The 15,699-nt window shown below is 61.6% G+C and carries 12 protein-coding genes; 3 read left to right on the forward strand and 9 right to left on the reverse strand.

The genetic code is table 11. From position 1 onward, the window contains the following. Positions 1-8: 8 nt before the first annotated feature. The 3 genes from msrP to ACYVDM_RS01365 form a co-directional block, all read right to left on the reverse strand. The gene (gene msrP, locus ACYVDM_RS01355; protein ID WP_415790389.1) at positions 9-974 is read right to left on the reverse strand and encodes a protein-methionine-sulfoxide reductase catalytic subunit MsrP; all 966 of its coding nucleotides are present in this window, start codon (positions 972-974) and stop codon (positions 9-11) included. 99 nt (positions 975-1,073) lie between these two features. Then, positions 1,074-1,733, reverse strand: coding sequence for an HAD family hydrolase (locus ACYVDM_RS01360; protein WP_415790387.1), 660 nt, complete (start codon positions 1,731-1,733; stop codon positions 1,074-1,076). A 2-nt stretch (positions 1,734-1,735) separates the two neighbouring features. Then, on the reverse strand, positions 1,736-2,704 hold the full coding sequence (locus ACYVDM_RS01365) for an RluA family pseudouridine synthase (RefSeq protein ID WP_415790385.1): 969 nt from the start codon (positions 2,702-2,704) through the stop codon (positions 1,736-1,738). Positions 2,705-3,245: 541 nt separating this feature from the next. Here ACYVDM_RS01365 and ACYVDM_RS01370 point away from each other — a divergent pair. Continuing rightward, positions 3,246-6,530, forward strand: coding sequence for an Rne/Rng family ribonuclease (locus ACYVDM_RS01370; RefSeq protein ID WP_415790383.1), 3,285 nt, complete (start codon positions 3,246-3,248; stop codon positions 6,528-6,530). Between the two features lie 206 nt (positions 6,531-6,736). On the opposite strand, the gene ACYVDM_RS01375 is transcribed toward ACYVDM_RS01370, so the two are convergent. From ACYVDM_RS01375 to ACYVDM_RS01400, 6 genes are all read right to left on the reverse strand, one after another. Next, positions 6,737-7,291: an acyloxyacyl hydrolase gene (locus tag ACYVDM_RS01375; protein ID WP_415790914.1), complete on the reverse strand. Its 555-nt coding sequence runs from the start codon at positions 7,289-7,291 to the stop codon at positions 6,737-6,739. A 275-nt stretch (positions 7,292-7,566) separates the two neighbouring features. Then, entirely contained in the window at positions 7,567-8,445 is an 879-nt protein-coding gene (gene accD, locus ACYVDM_RS01380) for an acetyl-CoA carboxylase, carboxyltransferase subunit beta (protein WP_415790381.1), read from the reverse strand. A 34-nt stretch (positions 8,446-8,479) separates the two neighbouring features. Continuing rightward, positions 8,480-9,340, reverse strand: a complete 861-nt coding sequence (trpA, locus tag ACYVDM_RS01385) for a tryptophan synthase subunit alpha (protein ID WP_415790379.1) — start codon at positions 9,338-9,340, stop codon at positions 8,480-8,482. A gap of 4 nt (positions 9,341-9,344) precedes the next feature. Next, complete coding sequence (trpB, locus tag ACYVDM_RS01390; protein ID WP_415790377.1) at positions 9,345-10,595, reverse strand: tryptophan synthase subunit beta; 1,251 nt, start codon at positions 10,593-10,595, stop codon at positions 9,345-9,347. 100 nt (positions 10,596-10,695) lie between these two features. Beyond that, the gene (argE, locus tag ACYVDM_RS01395; RefSeq protein ID WP_415790375.1) at positions 10,696-11,850 is read right to left on the reverse strand and encodes an acetylornithine deacetylase; all 1,155 of its coding nucleotides are present in this window, start codon (positions 11,848-11,850) and stop codon (positions 10,696-10,698) included. Between the two features lie 83 nt (positions 11,851-11,933). Next, the gene (locus ACYVDM_RS01400) at positions 11,934-14,174 is read right to left on the reverse strand and encodes a RelA/SpoT family protein (RefSeq protein WP_415790373.1); all 2,241 of its coding nucleotides are present in this window, start codon (positions 14,172-14,174) and stop codon (positions 11,934-11,936) included. 104 nt (positions 14,175-14,278) lie between these two features. Here ACYVDM_RS01400 and ACYVDM_RS01405 point away from each other — a divergent pair, with 104 nt between their 5' ends. Continuing rightward, positions 14,279-15,127 carry a M90 family metallopeptidase gene (locus ACYVDM_RS01405; RefSeq protein WP_415790371.1) on the forward strand — a complete coding sequence of 283 codons (849 nt, stop codon included), beginning with the start codon at positions 14,279-14,281 and terminating at the stop codon, positions 15,125-15,127. Then, positions 15,124-15,636, forward strand: coding sequence for a flavodoxin family protein (locus tag ACYVDM_RS01410; RefSeq protein WP_415790369.1), 513 nt, complete (start codon positions 15,124-15,126; stop codon positions 15,634-15,636). The genes ACYVDM_RS01405 and ACYVDM_RS01410 overlap by 4 nt, the downstream gene beginning before the upstream one ends. Positions 15,637-15,699 lie beyond the last annotated feature (63 nt).

The raw sequence follows: 15,699 nt of genomic DNA on the forward strand, positions 1-15,699 counted from the left end.
CGGCAACCTCAGTAATTGGCCTTCAAGTCCATCCCCTGGTACAGCGAGGCGACCTGATCGGCATAACCATTGAAAATGACGGTCTTACGCTTGGGCGCGAAGAAACCGCCTTCGCCAATACGACGCTCGCTCGCCTGGCTCCAGCGCGGATGCGGGACATCGGGATTCACGTTGGCATAAAACCCGTACTCGTTAGAAGCGGCCTGCATCCAGGAACTGGTCGGCTGGCGCTCTACCAGGCGAATGCGTACCAACGATTTAGCCGATTTGAAGCCATATTTCCAGGGGACTGCCAGACGTAGCGGTGCGCCGTTCTGGTTGGGCAAGACCTTGCCATACAAACCGAACACCAGCAGCGACAACGGATGCATCGCCTCATCCATCCGCAACCCTTCGACATAAGGCCAATCCAGCACCGGGTAACGCAGGCCGGGCATGTTTTCCCGTTGTTCGACAGTAGTGAATTCGACGTACTTGGCATTGCCCGTGGGCTCCACCTGCTTTAACAAAGCCGACAACGAATACCCCACCCACGGGATCACCATCGACCATCCCTCGACACAACGCAGCCGATAGACGCGCTCCTCAAGCGGGGCGAGCTTGAGCAAGGTGTCAATATCAAAGGTCTTCGGATGCTGAACCTCGCCCTCGACCGAGACGGTCCAGGGGCGCGTCTGCAACTTGCCGGCATTTTCCGCCGGCTGGTCTTTATCGACCCCAAACTCGTAGTAGTTGTTGTAGGACGTGATGTCTTTTAGCTCGGTCGGCTTGTCCATCACCGAATACTCGCGGCTGGGCTGACCCGGTAGCTCGTCCGCGCCTTGGGCAAACGCGCGACGCGACGCCCAGGCAGGCAACCCGGCTGCCGCCGCGACCATCGAGGCACGCGCCATCCATTCGCGGCGAGACTGCCAGACCGCCTCGGGGGTGATTTCAGACGACAGCGGCTCGGGGCCGGACTTGCGTATCAGCATGACGAAGCTCTCCTGGTGCCGTACCGTTACGCACGGTGTGGCGCACGACGGGCAAATTGCAGCAAATGAACTACGACAGAATACGCCCAGGACTTAAATTCAACCACTCACGCGCGATAACAACCACTCGCGCAAGGCGACCACATCGTCGACCAAAGCCTGGGGCGTACATGCCTGCAATTCCTGTGGGCTATGAGCACCATAGGTGACACCTAACCCATGTACGCCAGCATTGGCCGCCATATTAAGGTCGTGCGATGTATCACCCACCATGATCACGCGTTCAGGTTCGACATCCAACTCGCGCATGAGTTCATTCAACATGGCCGGATGCGGTTTGCTGAATGTTTCGTCGGCCGTGCGCGTGGCGTCAAAGACGTCGCGCAGCCCTGTCGCGGCCAACACCCGGTTCAATCCGACGCGACTCTTGCCGGTGGCCACCGCCAAGCGGATTTGCTGACCTGCCAGATCCGCCAGCAACGGCTCAATCCCCTCGAACAACCGCAGATCCGGGTCCCGCAGCAAATAATGCGTCCGGTAGCGCTCCAGGAAACGCGGCACCATAGCCTGGGTCAGATCGGGCACCGCCCGGCGCAACGCGCTTTCCAGCGACAGGCCGATCACCCAGCTCGCCTCCGATGTGGATGGCACCGGTAGATCCATATCACGACAAGCCGCCTGAATGGCAGCCACGATGCCATTCGTGGAATCCATCAGGGTTCCGTCCCAATCGAACACCACCAGCGAATACGACGACATATTTATTGAGACTCCAACTGCTGTAGTAGCTTCTGGCAGGCTGGCGGCAGGGGTGCGACCAGCTTCAGGGTTTCGCCGGTCAGGGGATGCGGCAGGGTCAACTGGTGAGCGTGCAAAAACATGCGGTTGAACCCGCGGCGCACGAACTCGGCCCGTGTCTCATCCGTCCCGTATTTATCATCCCCAATGATCGGGAACCCGCTCGCCGCCAGATGAACACGAATCTGGTGCGTCCTGCCGCTGCGCAACTCGGCGTCAACCAAACTGTAACGCCCCAAGCGCTGCTGCAGTGTGACGATGGTGTGAGCCGGTTGCCCGTCCGGATCGGGACGCACGCGCCGCTCGCCGGATTGTGTCGTCCATTTGGTCAACGCCAGCCGAATATGCTGCCGGTCGTTGACCCAATCACCCTCGACCAGCGCGAAATAATGCTTGTCACCCTTGCCTTCGCGCAGCATGGCATGCAGGGCCAGGAGCGCATTGCGCTTCTTGGCGATCATCAGCAAGCCCGACGTGTCGCGATCCAGGCGATGGACCAGCTCCAGAAAGCGCGCGTCCGGACGCGCGGCGCGCAGCTGCTCGATCACACCGAACGACACTCCGCTGCCGCCATGCACCGCGACCCCCGCAGGCTTGTCAATGACCAGTAACGCCTCGTCCTCGTACACCACGGGGAACTCGATCCCGGGCACGGGCTTGGGTTGACCGGGATCTGGCAGCCGCAGGGGCGGCACGCGCACGATATCCCCCGTCGCGACACGGTAGTCGGCCTGAATGCGTCCCTTGTTTACTCGCACCTCGCCGCCGCGAATGGCCTTGTAAATATGGCTCTTGGGTACCCCCTTGCACAGGCGGACCAGAAAGTTATCGATGCGCTGGCCCTCGTGCTCGGCGTCGACCTCTACGAGGCGGACGGTGGGCGGGGTTTTGGCAAAAGCGGGGGTTTCTTTGCGCATTACGGAAAGCGACATATAATCGGGACAGCCTTGAGGGGCTGAACATCGGGGGCTGAACAACGGGGCTGAACAAGCCGCCCGACGTAGAGATGCAGGTACGCGTCTCCGTCGAGCGTGTGGGCCGTCATTGTACCGCCGCCTGCCGGTTCAGTTCCGGGGTCTCTCGGTCGCCGGCGCAACCGCGCTCTGCCGGATGGTGGTGTGGCACTTTTTGCCCGCTGTCCTGGCTGAGTCGTTGCCTGCCGCAAGTGGCTCTGAAGCACTGCAAGAATATCGCGTAATTTTAAAGCACCAGGTGCGTGCAGACTGATCGTTCGCCGCACCTGTGTTCACAGCAACCCTTTCCGTCAACCACACTTAGTGATACTGACTCTCCTGCTGACAGAACCCCGTGCCTACTGGCACGATGTGCCCGCCTAAACGGCGGCGGCACCGCCTGGGCGCAGCCCGGCCGCCGTTTAACGTTTGATTTTCTAGCGCTGCTACAGTCCACAGCCCGAGTGACCCGGGGTCACGCGCCGATATCGGCGCGTCATGACAACGGAGAACACCACTCATGAAGCGCATGCTGTTCAATGCAACGCACCAGGAAGAACTGCGCGTTGCCATCGTCGATGGGCAAAAACTCATCGACCTCGACATCGAAACCGCCGGCCGCGAACAGCGCAAAGGCAACATTTACAAAGGCGTCATCACCCGCATCGAACCCGGGCTGGAGGCCTGCTTTGTCAACTACGGCGAAGACCGCCATGGCTTCCTGCCCTTCAAGGAAGTCGCCCGCAGCTTCTTCAAAGAAGGCGTCGACGTACGCAGCGCCCGTATCCAGGACGCCCTGCGCGAAGGCCAGGAACTGATCGTTCAGGTCGAGAAAGAAGAACGGGGCAACAAGGGCGCCGCCCTGACCACGTTCATTTCGCTGGCCGGCCGCTATCTGGTCCTGATGCCCAACAACCCGCGTGGCGGCGGCGTCTCTCGCCGCGTCGAAGGCGAGGATCGCCAGGAACTGCGCGACACCATGGAGCAACTGCACGTGCCGCAAGGCATGAGCATCATTGCCCGCACCGCTGGCATCGGCCGCAACGTCGAAGAGCTCCAGTGGGACATGTCCTACCTGATGCAGCTCTGGACGGCCATCGACTCGGCCGCCCGCGACAACGCCGCGCCCATTCTGATTTACCTGGAATCCAGCCTGGTTATCCGGGCGATCCGTGACTACTTCTCGCCCGAAATCGGTGAGATCCTGATCGACACCGACGAAATCGCCGATCAAGCCACCGCGTTCATGAGCGTGGTGATGCCGGACAATGTACAGCGCGTCAAACGCTACCGCGACGATATCCCGCTGTTTTCGCGCTTCCAGATCGAACACCAGATCGAAACCGCCTATTCCCGTACGGTGCAGTTGCCGTCGGGCGGCTCCGTGGTCATTGACCACACCGAGGCCCTGGTGGCGGTAGACGTCAACTCGGCTCGCTCGACTCGCGGCGCGGACATCGAAGAAACCGCCCTGCGCACCAACGTCGAAGCCGCCGACGAAGTCGCCCGCCAGTTGCGCTTGCGCGACCTGGGTGGCCTGATCGTCATCGACTTTATCGACATGGAGGACAACAAAAACCAGCGCGCCGTCGAACAGCGCCTGCGTGATGCCCTGCATTTCGACCGTGCCCGCGTACAAATGGGCAAAATCTCCCGTTTTGGCCTGATGGAGCTATCTCGCCAGCGCCTGCGCCCTGCCCTGAACGAAGGTTCGCACATCACCTGCCCGCGCTGCACCGGCACCGGCGTGATCCGCGACGCCGAGTCCAGTGCGCTGCAAGTCCTGCGCCTGCTCCAGGAAGAAGCCATGAAGGAAAACACCGCGGCGCTCCACGCTCAGGTGCCGGTGGACGTGGCGACCTTCCTGCTCAATGAAAAGCGCGCCGACATCACCAAGATGGAAGCCCGCCTCAAGGTCAACATGGTGCTGATCCCCAACAAGCACCTGGAAACCCCCCACCACCACATCGAACGCCTGCGGCACGATGATCCGCGCCTCGAAGAAGTCAAAACCAGCTTCGACCTTGCTGAGGCACCCTCTACCGACATGGCCTGGACGCCGACCGACCAAGAGGTCAAGACGCGCCCCGAAGCCCTGGTCAAGGGCATTACTCCCTCGCAACCGGCCCCCGTGTCGGCCGCGCCCGCTGCGGCCCCGGTATCGTCCGGCTTCAGCTTGGGTAACCTGTTCAAGCGCCTGGTTGGCTGGCTGAGTGGCAGCACCCCCCCTGCCGCGCCGGTCGAAACCAAAGAAGAACCCAAGCGCAACGGTGCCTCTCGCGGCAAACGCGGCCACGACGGCCAGGAGCGTCGCGGTGACCGCCACGGCTCCGATCGCAATCGTCAGCGCCGTAACGATGCACGTCCGACCTCAGACAACGGGGATGGAGCCGAAGGCGCGGCCCGCCATCACGTCCGTGGCAACCGTCGCCAAGAGGACCGCAATGATCGCCCGGCACGTACCGAACGCGACAATGCGCGCGATCTTGACACGTCGGGTGCCGAGCGCGCTCAGACGGCCGAGGCCGCCGCAGACGACGCCCCGCGCGGTAATCGCAACCGCCGTGGCCGAGGCCGCAACCGTCGCGATGACAGCCACTCGCAAGACAATACGTTCGTCAACGAGCAGGACAACGCCGTGGCAAGCGCCGCAGCCGTAATCGGGCTTCCCGCGGTATCCCAGGCAGCCGCCACGTCCCAGTCCGCTGACGGAGCCAACATCGAAGCAACCGCCGACGACACCCAACGCAACGACTTGCCCGGTAGCGACGACAACGCCGAGGGAACAGGCGATCCGGAGCGCAAGCGTCGCCGTCGTCGCAGCCGTCGCGGCCGCCGCAGCCAGGACGAACAAACCCTGCAAGGCGCCGACGAGCAGTCGGGCGATCAAGCCGATGCCACCGCGGAGGCCTCCCCGGAAGCTCAGGCCGAACCCGTCGTGACACCGATCTTACCCGTTGCCTCGCAGGCTGACGTGCCTGCCGTCGTCCCCCAAGCGCAGGACACACACGTGGACACCGTGGCACAACCGCAGGCCGCCACGGCAGGCATTGTTGCCGCAGCCGCCAGCGCCGCTTCGCTAACCCAAACGGCAGATACGGACGCCGAAACGACTCCCCGCCCGACGGAAACCCCGGCGAGCACCGAGTCCGCATCGACGCCGGCCTCAGCAACGCCTGTCGCACCTGCCGAGTCCACCGTTACCGAACCTGCCAGCACCGAGTCGATCAACGCCGAATCTGCCGGCACGGAATCTACGGACACAGCGCCCGCCCAGGCCGAACCCGTGACGCCCGCTGCTACCGCGGTAGAACAGGCCGCGCCGTCGACCGTCGCTGCCATCACGCCCGCCGCGGTGGAAACGGCATCGACGCAGCCAGTGAGCACGGCAGCCGAAACGGTAACGCCGCCAACAGCCGAAGGCGCTGCGCCGACTGAGACGGCCCCGGAAACCGCCTCAGCGACGCCTGCCACCCCGGCCCCCAGCGCCGAGCCGGCTGTTCCGGCACAGGCTGCGCCTTCGGCGGTCTCTCAAGCACCCGTGACCAACCCCGTGCCGGCCGCTGAACCCGCAACCGCTACGCAGCCCATCGTCATGCCGGCCGCCGCCCCTACGGCCCAAGCCTTGCATGACGTGGTCGGCGCCGCGGGCCTGAAGTGGGTGGAAACCGACCCAGAGCGTCTTGCGCAAACGCAGCAACGCATCGCTGCCGACCGTGCGCCGGTACGTCTGGGCCGCGAACGCAAGACCGTTGCTCCCGTGTCAAACGCACCTTTGGTGCAAGTCGAAACGCAACATTCCTAAGCGTTTCGCTTAAAGCAGTCCCTACAAACGCCGGCAGCATTTGCCGGCGTTTGTTTTTGGGCTCAATCGCCGTCATGGCCATTGCCAATCTGGCCATGGCGCCCGGCAACATTGATCGCACCCAAAATAAAACCCCGGCCAAGGGCCGGGGCGAGATGCTCACTTTTGCATAGACCTGGGTGGCGACTAGTCCGTCCCCTGCAAGCTCAGAACTGATATGTGTACGTCAACTGCAGCACGTCAAGGCCCGGATTCGGGCGCTTGATGCTGGCATTGGAAAAATGCGAGTAACGCAGACCCAGGCGGTTGTTCGGCGTAATCATGAAGCCCAAACCCAAGTGATCGCCAAACTGGAAAGCCGTGCTGATCTGCTCGTCGGCAAAGGTCGTGTGCGTAAATGCCGTCGCGCCGATACCGGCCTCGACGTAAAAACGATCGTTCATCCACCAGCGGAACATCGGGATCGCATTAAATTGCCAGACGTGGCTGGGAGAACGTGAACCGTCGGCCATCCAATAGGCCGCGCCAAATTCACCATTCAGCTCAATATGGCCCCAATTACCACCAAACCGAAACAACTCAATGCCTGGGGTTTCGTATACCAACTCAAGGCGTTGATAGTGATCGCCGACGCCATAGTGCAGGCCAACGCCACCTTGACTCGTTTGAGGTTGAGTTTGGGCCTGAGCCGAAAAAGCCAGCCCAGTAAACGACAAAGCAGCTAAAACTGCCCGGATGTTTTTATTATGAAAACTCAGCATGAAAACTCCTGTATTCCGTGTACTGCCAAAGTTATCAGAAATTAATCGATATCTGCAGGCGTTGTATAAGCTAGGCAACAGTTCTGTCGTAAAACTCGACATCGAGTGGTGAATCGGCGGGGGATTCCCTTCGAAAATGGAAGAATCATTCTGATTTTGCCGGACATGGTTGTCATGAACCTGACGTGGCAAAGCCCCCGAAGGGGCCCTGAGATCACGCACTGAACAAGGTCACACGACCAGAGATCGGGACCAGCCCCAGGATCAGGCGTTAATCAGGCTGCTACGACATCGGCAGGCTGGTCTGTCAGCAGGGCCAACAGGCGGGCGATTTCCTCACGTAGTTGTCGGCGATCGACCACCATGTCGATGGCGCCTTTTTCCAGCAAAAACTCGGCGCGCTGAAAGCCTTCGGGTAATTTTTCGCGTACGGTTTGCTCGATCACGCGTGGGCCGGCAAAGCCGATCAACGCCTTGGGCTCGGCAATCACGACGTCGCCCATGAAAGCAAAACTGGCCGACACGCCACCCATCGTCGGATCGGTCAACACACTGATGAATGGCAAGCCCGCTGCCGACAAACGCGTCAACATCGCATTGGTCTTGGCCATCTGCATCAGGGACAGCAGACTTTCTTGCATCCGTGCGCCACCCGAAGCGGCAACGCAAATAAAAGGCGTCTTGTTATCCAGCGCAGCCTGGGCACCCCGGGCAAAACGCTCACCCACGACCGATCCCATCGAGCCGCCCATAAACTCGAACTCAAAACAGGCCAATACGGCGGGCACCCCGCGAATCGCACCACTCATGACCACCAGCGCATCGGTCTCACCCGTTTGCTTGATAGCCTCCTGGACGCGCTCGGGGTACTTGCGCGTGTCTTTGAACTTCAGCGAATCGACCGACCGCGTGTTGTCGCCGATCTCGACCCGCCCTTCGACGTCCAGCAGCGAATCCATTCGGGCACGAGAGCCGATGCGCATGTGATGATCGCATTTCGGACACACATGCAGATTGGCGGCCAGATCCTCGCTATACAACACCGACTCGCACGACGGGCACTTGACCCACAGGCCCTCGGGCACGCGCCGCGCGCCGCTGTCGTTGGTCGTCTTGTTGATGCGGGGTGGCAGGAGTTTGTCAATCCAGCTCATTATCTATTTCCATAAAGAAACCGTGCATCTGCCCTCAGGCAGACACACCATCTCGTTTGACTTGGTCGAGTGCCTGGCGAATACCGCTGAGCCACTGGCTAGCGGCCGCGACGGCAAGTTCGGTATGTTGGTCGGCGGGCGCGTTTGCCACGGCCTGCTCCATGGTTTCGATCAGCTTGCTGCCAATCACCACGGCGTCGGCCTGACGAGCAATGTGTTGGGCAGTCTGCGCATCGCGGATCCCAAAACCCACGCCCACGGGAATGCTCACGTGTTGTTTGATCAACGCCACGCGCGCAGCCACGTCGTCGGTATTCAGACTGCCCGAACCCGTGACGCCTTTGAGCGACACGTAATAAACATAACCCCGTGCAACATCGGCAATGGCCTCAATACGGGCCTGTGTCGACGTGGGCGCCAACAAGAAAATCGGTGCGATACCGCAGGCCTCGAGATGACCGGCAAAGTCTTTGACTTCTTCGGGTGGGTAATCCACCACGAGCACGCCATCGACACCGGCAACCTGCGCGGCCTGCGCAAAAGCCTGCTGGCCGATGCGTTCGATCGGATTGGCATAACCCATCAACACCACGGGCGTGTCAGCGTCGTCGCGCCGAAACTGGGCGACCATCTCCAACACCCGACGCAGCCCCACGCCCTGGGCAACGGCCCGCTCGGCAGCTCGCTGAATGACGGGGCCGTCGGCCATCGGATCGGAGAATGGGACGCCTAGTTCGATGATGTCTGCCCCGGCTTTCGTCAAGGCGTGCATCAGCGGCACAGTGGTCTCGGGCGAAGGGTCACCCGCGGCAATATAAGGGATCAGCGCTGCGGCGCGACCGGCTTCGGCCACACGGGAAAACGCAACAGCGATACGGTCGGTTCGGCTTGTCATGGTGTCAGAACTGAATGCCCGCGCGTTCCGCGACGGTGTGCATGTCTTTGTCGCCACGGCCCGACAAATTGACCAGGATGATTTTGTCCTTCGGCAACGCAGGCGCCATTTTTACGGCCTGGGCAATGGCATGCGACGACTCCAGCGCCGGCATGATGCCCTCGATGCGGCAGCAGTCATGGAATGCCGCCAGCGCCTCGTCATCGGTGATACCGATGTATTCGGCGCGGCCGCTGTCTTTCAGCCAAGCGTGTTCGGGGCCGACACCAGGATAATCCAGACCGGCCGAGACCGAGTGCGTCTCCAGAATCTGGCCGTCCTCGTCCTGGATGATATAGGTACGGTTGCCATGCAGCACCCCGACCTGCCCGGCGGCCAACGACGCCGCGTGACGACCGGTCTCCATACCGTCGCCGGCAGCCTCGACTCCGATCAGTTTCACGTCGTCGTAGGGGATGTAGGGATGGAAAATACCCATGGCATTCGAACCGCCCCCCACCGCGGCGACCACGAAGTCCGGCTGACGGCCAGCATCCTGCGGCATTTGCTCCAGGCACTCGTTACCGATGACCGTCTGAAAATCACGGACCATGCGGGGGTAAGGATCCGGCCCCGCGACGGTACCAATGATGTAGAACGTGTCCTCGATATTGGTCACCCAGTCGCGCATGGCCTCGTTCAGTGCGTCTTTCAGTGTGCGCGATCCGGACTCGACCGCCACGACCGTCGCCCCGAGGAGCTTCATGCGATAGACATTGGAAGCCTGGCGCCGCATGTCCTCGCTGCCCATGAACACCACGCATTCCATGCCATAGCGGGCCGCCACAGTCGCCGTCGCCACGCCGTGCTGGCCCGCACCCGTTTCGGCGATCACGCGCTTTTTGCCCATACGGCGGGCGAGCAACGCCTGACCGATGCAATTGTTGACCTTGTGTGCCCCCGTGTGGTTCAGGTCTTCGCGCTTGAACCAGATCTGGGCACCGCCCAACTCGCGCGACCAGCGCTCGGCGTGATAGACCGGGCTCGGGCGCCCGACAAAATGCTTGAGCTCGTAGTTGAACGCCTCAATGAACGAGGGATCAACGCGGCAGTTGTCGTACGCAGTACGCAACTCGTCAAGCGCGTGCATCAGCGTTTCCGCGACAAACACGCCACCATAGGGGCCAAAGTGGCCCTGTGCATCCGGAAGGTCGTAAGAAGTCACCAGTATCTCCTGGGCAGGCGGCAAACACGTCGTTGGCCACTCAACCCACATCGCAACTTATCATTTTACCCGAGCGCGCGATGCAAGCGGACCGACACCAGTTCACCCCTGGCCAACGACACCGGCACCCCCGCCGGCAACGCCATCCTCGTTACGTCAGCGACTGCCCCAGACGCCGCAGAAACCTCTCGCAGTCGGCCAGTTGGTCCAGCGCGACATACTCGTCAGGCTTGTGCGCCTGCTCGATATGCCCGGGCCCACACACCACTGTGGGAATGCCCAAATTGTGAAACAGGCCCGCCTCAGTGCCATAAGCCACCTTGCGTTTGGCATGGTCGTTCGTCAATGCACGAGCCAATTGGGTGATCGCGGCCTCTTCGGAAGCATCCATCCCCGGAGCCCGCGCCCCCATCACGATATCGATGCGAGCGCCGTCGTACTCCGCGCGCATGGCAGGCAACAGTGTTTCTTGCACGTAGCGATCAATCTCGGCCTGAATTTCGTCAGGCGGATTGCCGGGCAGGTTTCGGAACTCGTACGAGAACTCGCAACGCTCCGGAATCGTGTTGACCGCGATTCCGCCCTGAATCAGGTTGGTCGTCAACGTGGAAAACGGCACATCATAAAGCTCGTCATAAGGGCCCTGCGCCTTGAACGCGTCGGCCACATCGCGAATCCGGCAAATCAGGCGCGCCGCGTATTCAATGGCATTGCACCCTCGCGGTGTCAACGACGAATGCGCCGCCTTGCCCTGCACGCAGCAGCGAAACAGATTGATTCCCTTGTGCGCGACCACTACCTGCATCCCGGTCGGCTCGCCCACGACGCAGCCCTCAGCCTGAATACCGCGATCACGCAGTTCGGCCAGCATCACCGGCGCACCCACGCAGCCCACCTCTTCGTCATAGGAAAACGCCAGATGAATCGGTTTTTTGCGCGGCATGGCCAAAAATTCGGGCACCAGGGCCAGCGAGGTCGCGATAAAGCCTTTCATATCGCACGACCCACGGCCGTACAGCCGACCTTCGGACTCGGACAAAGCAAAGGGGTCCGTTGACCAATTTTGTCCATCTACCGGTACCACGTCCGTATGGCCCGACAACACAATGCCGCCCTGCTCGCCACCATCACTGGCCGGCAAGGTGGCAAACAAATTGGCCTTGTTGCCCTCTGTGTTGTGCGTCAGCCAAGCCTGCACGCCTTGCGCCTTGAGGCTGTCCCGCACTGTTTCGATCAGACCCAGATTCGAATCACGACTCGTGGTATCAAATCCCACCAGCGTTTCCAGCCAAGTACGCGTGTCCATGTGATGACTCTTTAGGTGTAAACCATCAGTGTAGGCGAGAAATTACAGACGCCACAGTAGCGAAAACACTGCCCGGCACCCGCCTAATAGCGCACCGCCGAACTCACGCCCGGCACCTCGGACAGCGCGGCCAAGGCCTTGCCCAGCGACTCTCCGCCACGCACTTCGACGGTGAAAATCATATGCGCCAGCGACTGGCGGCTTTGTGTATTTACGCCCACGACATTGAGTCGGAGCCGGGCGAAGACCTCGGACAAGTCCCGCAGCAACCCCGAGCGATCCCGGGCATGCACACTCACGGCGACGGGATAAAACGTCTCCGAGGTCTCGCCCCAGGCCACATCGATGATCCGTTCGGGCTCGCGCGCGGCCAGCGCTCGATAACTGTGACAGCCCGTACGATGAATCGACACCCCGCGCCCGCGGGTCACAAATCCCGCAATCTCATCCGGCGGTGCCGGACGGCAGCAGCGGGCCAACTGTGTCAACAACGACCCCACTCCCACCACCAGCACCCCGCTTTTTCCGCTGCGGGTCGCACTATCCACACTGTGCGCGTGCGCCAAATCCGCCGCCTCGGGCTCGACCTCCGGTGCCGGCCGCTGAAACACGGTGTCGATCTGACGCAAACTGAATTCGTCTTTCGCCACCGCCACATACAGGTCATCCGCCCGCGCAAAACCCAGATTTTGCGCCAACTGCTCGAGATTGACTGCTGTCTTGCCCAAGCGTTGCAGTTCCTTTTCGACCAGCGCCTGACCCGTCGTGATACGTTGCTGCAGCTCAATGGCGTTAAACCACATGCGCACCTTGGCGCGCGCACGCGGACTGGCCAGAAATCCTAACTGCGCATTCAACCAATCCCGCGACGGCCCTCCGGATTTAGCGGAAATAATTTCCACGGTCTGGCCAGTGGCCAAGCGGGTCTGCAACGGCACCATCTGGCCATCGACACGCGCTCCACGGCAGCGATGCCCCAAATCCGTATGCAGGTGATAGGCAAAATCGACCGGCGTCGCGCCCTCCGGCAACTCAATCACCCGCGCTTGCGGTGTCAGCACATAAATACGCTCGCCGGGCTTCTTATTGTCGGGTTTCGTCGCACCGGACGGATCCAGGGCATCACCCGCTTCCATCTCCGTATTCCAGGCCAGCAATTGGCGCATCCAGGACAACTGACGGTCGTATTCGCTCGATGCCGCGACCTGACCGCCCTGGACGCCCGCCTCTTTGTAGCGCCAGTGCGCCGCCATCCCGTACTCGGCGAACTGATGCATCTCGCGGGTACGGATCTGTACCTCGAACGGCTTGCCGTCCTCGTCGGTCACTACCGTGTGCAGCGAACGGTAGCCATTGGGCTTGGGGCGGGAAATATAGTCGTCGAACTCCTCCGAGACAGGGCTCCACATATCGTGGATCATGCTCAACGCGGTGTAGCAGTCGCGCACGTCATCCACGATGACGCGCAACGCGCGCAAGTCATACAACTGTGAAAACTCCAGCCCCTTGAGGCGCATCTTGTTCCAGATGCTGTAGATATGCTTGGGCCGGCCACTGACATCGGCCGCAATCCCCGCCTTGGCCAGCGTCGTCTGCACGCGCTCGATCGTGCGCTCGATGAAGGCCTCGCGTTCGACTCGCTTTTCTTCGAGAAGTCGCGCGATCTGCTTGTAGCGATCAGGATCGAGAAAGCGAAACGAGAGATCCTCCATTTCCCATTTGACTTGCCAAATACCCAAGCGATTGGCCAGGGGCGCGTACAAGTCCATCGTCTCGCGCGCGAATGCCGGTGAGCAAGGTTCTTTGGAGGCCGCGTACCACCGCAACGTCTGCAACCGCGAGGCCAGGCGCATCAGGACAATGCGCAGGTCGGCGGCCATGGCCAGCAGCATCTTGCGCTGCATTTCCTTTTGGTCGCCGCTGTCCGACTCGCTATCGCTGGCATGCCGCGCCACCAGCCCCAGCCGCAACAGGGCACGCGTGCCCTGCACCAAGCGTGCAATTTCCGTGCCGAACTCGGCGGCGACCGGATCATTACGCAACGACGGTGCGGGTGCCGACAAATCCACCGGTAACGCCGCCACTAACGCAGCAATGCGGGTCGCCACATCCGTTTGCAACCCAGCCAGAATACGCACCACGTTGGCCGCATGAAAAGCGACCGGCTCGCCAGTCGCCGCACGCTGTCCGGCAAACCGGGGCAACACCCAGGCCACGGCGTGCTCAATACGCGCGCGGGTGTCGGGTTCGAGGCCGGCCCCAGCTATCTGGTGCCACGCGTCGTCAAAAGGCGAGAACGCATCAGTATCGGGTATCACGGACATCGCAAACGAAACGGGCCAACAGGAAAGCGAAATTTTCCTACACTCTACACTAAGCGCAAACGGGACGATGCCCGCACAGCACGGTATATGAGGAATTCTGAATCATGTTGCGATGGCTCAAAGGCCGCGGCGCAGGCGCTTCGGCGATCGCCCAGATGCAAGCCCGCATCTCACCCGAACTCTGGGGTCTCGTCTTGCAGTCATACCCCTTTCTGGCGACGCTCGGCGCCGACGAAGCTGCCCAGCTACAAGCCCGGGCCGCCTGGCTGCTGGCCAGCAAGACCATGAACGGCGCGCGCGACCTCGAACTCACAGACTTTATGCGCCTGTCCATTGCCGCCCAGGCCGCGCTGCCTATCCTGAATCTCTCTCCCAAGCTGTACGAGGGCTGGGACGAAATCATCATTTATCCCTACGGCTTCACCATCCCTCGCATCCTGCAAGACGACGCCGGGGTCGTTCATGAATACGACGAAGACGCTGCCGGCGAGGCCTGGGATGGCGGGCCGATCATTCTGTCCTGGATGGACGCGCTACCCGGCGACACCGCCTTTAACGTCATCATTCACGAATTCGCCCACAAACTGGATCTGTCCTCCGGTAGCGCCAACGGCATCCCGAGCCTGAGCGCGCACCCGGGCCTGTCCGTACATACGTGGCGCCGCATCCTGAACAACAGCCTGGACCAGTTCACCGCCGCCCTGGAGGCCGTCGAAGCCGCCATCCCCCACGACATTGACCCAGAAAGCGACGCCGCGACACACTGGTACCGTCAACTCCCCCTGGATCCCTACGCAGCCACCGACGAAGCTGAATTCTTTGCCGTCAGTTCCGAACACTTCTTCGTCGACCCCGAGCCTCTCGCGCAAGCCCTGCCCGACTGGTACGAATTACTCCAGACCTACTACCAGCAGGACCCGTTGGCGCGATCGAAAAGCGAGCCACCGATATGAAACACCTGCTCATCATCTGGCACTCTCGCACCGGCGCGGCAGAGCAAATGGCCCAGGCTCTCGTTCGTGGCGCCACTGACGCCGCCCGAGCCCTGGAACAAACCGCCAGCCTGCAAATCCACCTGCAACCCGCGCGCGCCACCCAGCCTGCAGACCTGATCGCCGCTGACGGCTACCTCTTTTGCGCCCCGGAAAATCTGGCCAGCCTGACTGGCGAAATGAAAGAATGTCTGGACCGCTGCTACTACCGCGTCCTGGATGAGCTGCAGGGCCGCCCCTATGCCGTGGCCATCAGCGCCGGCACGGATGGCGCCGGCGCCGCCCGCCAACTCGAGCGCATCTGCACCGGCTGGCGCCTGCGCGCCATCGCCCCCGCCCTCATCGAACGCAACGGTGCGCAAACGCCCGAAGCGATCCTGGCCCCCAAGACCGTCCCGCCCGACGCCTTGGCCCGGTGCCACGAACTGGGTGGCCTGCTCGCCGCCACCCTGCTGGTCACGGGAAGCTAACGATCAGTGGCGCCCCACGCCGTCCTCAAGTGAAAAAAACGCCGTGCTCTCATGAAAAACCCC

This window comes from Bordetella tumulicola (assembly GCF_054779135.1).

Coding starts and splice junctions, on each gene's coding strand:
- ACYVDM_RS01365 (WP_415790385.1), bottom strand. CDS start 2,704: ATGTCGCTTTCCGTAATGCGCAAAGAAACCCCCGCTTTTGCCAAAACC.
- argE (WP_415790375.1), bottom strand. CDS start 11,850: ATGGACACGCGTACTTGGCTGGAAACGCTGGTGGGATTTGATACCACG.
- ACYVDM_RS01405 (WP_415790371.1), top strand. CDS start 14,279: ATGTTGCGATGGCTCAAAGGCCGCGGCGCAGGCGCTTCGGCGATCGCC.
- ACYVDM_RS01375 (WP_415790914.1), bottom strand. CDS start 7,291: ATGCTGAGTTTTCATAATAAAAACATCCGGGCAGTTTTAGCTGCTTTG.
- ACYVDM_RS01400 (WP_415790373.1), bottom strand. CDS start 14,174: ATGTCCGTGATACCCGATACTGATGCGTTCTCGCCTTTTGACGACGCG.
- accD (WP_415790381.1), bottom strand. CDS start 8,445: ATGAGCTGGATTGACAAACTCCTGCCACCCCGCATCAACAAGACGACC.
- ACYVDM_RS01360 (WP_415790387.1), bottom strand. CDS start 1,733: ATGTCGTCGTATTCGCTGGTGGTGTTCGATTGGGACGGAACCCTGATG.
- msrP (WP_415790389.1), bottom strand. CDS start 974: ATGCTGATACGCAAGTCCGGCCCCGAGCCGCTGTCGTCTGAAATCACC.
- trpB (WP_415790377.1), bottom strand. CDS start 10,595: ATGTGGGTTGAGTGGCCAACGACGTGTTTGCCGCCTGCCCAGGAGATA.
- ACYVDM_RS01370 (WP_415790383.1), top strand. CDS start 3,246: ATGAAGCGCATGCTGTTCAATGCAACGCACCAGGAAGAACTGCGCGTT.
- ACYVDM_RS01410 (WP_415790369.1), top strand. CDS start 15,124: ATGAAACACCTGCTCATCATCTGGCACTCTCGCACCGGCGCGGCAGAG.
- trpA (WP_415790379.1), bottom strand. CDS start 9,340: ATGACAAGCCGAACCGACCGTATCGCTGTTGCGTTTTCCCGTGTGGCC.